At 73.5% G+C, this 1,066-nt stretch carries 1 protein-coding gene; it reads right to left on the bottom strand.

Translation table 11 applies throughout. The features are described from left to right. Window positions 1-38 precede the first annotated feature (38 nt). On the bottom strand, window positions 39-1,066 hold a 1,028-nt coding region (locus MCM47_RS41365; RefSeq protein ID WP_238951902.1), incomplete at its 5' end, for a GMC oxidoreductase.

A 1,066-nucleotide genomic window follows, 5' to 3' on the forward strand; every position in this document is an offset into this window, starting at 1 on the left:
CCGGCGCCGGCGCACCGCCGGCCTCTGCTGACACCTCCTCAGGCCTCTTTCTGCTCGCCCCTCTTCGGCACCTTGGGGACGGCCAGCAGCGGCAGCCGCAGCGCGCCGAAGGCGTCCGCCGGCACCGCCGGGCGCACCGGCGCGACCGGCTCGACCCGCCGGTAGGCGTCGCCCGGGGCGGGGCGGAGGTCCTGCTCGCCCTTGTTGGGCCACATCGACATGGCGCGCTCGGCCTGGGCGGTGATCGTCAGCGAGGGGTTGACCCCGAGGTTGGCGGAGACGGCCGCGCCGTCCACCACGCTGATGCCGGGGTGGCCGTAGAGGCGGTGGTACGGGTCGACCACGCCGGTCTCGGCGGAGTCGCCGATCGGGCAGCCGCCGAGGAAGTGCGCGGTCATCGGGATGTCGAAGATCTCCCCGACGGTGCTGCCCGCGAAGCCGTTGATCTCCTCGGCCAGCGCCCGGGCGCCCTCCTCGGCCGCCGGGATCCAGGTCGGGTTCGGCGCGCCGTGGCCCTGGGTGGAGGTCAGCTGGCCCTTGCCGAGGCCGCTCTTCTTGAGCGAGACGGTGATCGAGTTGTCCAGCGTCTGCATCACCAGGCCGATGATCGTCCGCTCCGACCAGCGGCGCTGGTTCATCGAGCGGGCGAAGGTGATCGGGTGCCGGACGGAGTTGCCGAGGTAGCGAAGCCAGCGCGGCCCCTTGCCGGCGCCCCTGACCTGCGCGATCGAGAGCGCGCCCATCGCGTTGGACCCCTTGCCGTAGCGCACCGGCTCGATGTGGGTGTTCTCGTTCGGGTGGATCGAGGAGGTGATCGCGACGCCCTTGGTGAAGTCCGCCCGGCTGCCGTACCGCCGGTCGGTGGTCTGGGCTCCGACCAGCGCCTCCGAGTTGGTCCGGGTCAGCTCGCCGAGCCGGGCCGAGAGCCGGGGCAGGTGGCCGGCGTCGCGCATCCGGTGCAGCAGCGACTGGGTGCCGTACGTGCCGGCCGCGACCACCACCCGGGCGGCGGTGATGGTGCGCGCGCCCGCCTTGACCCGGTCGGTGGTCGAGCGGGCGTCGGTGC

The sequence above is a fragment of the Kitasatospora sp. A2-31 genome (assembly GCF_022288725.1).
Lineage (GTDB): Bacteria > Actinomycetota > Actinomycetes > Streptomycetales > Streptomycetaceae > Kitasatospora.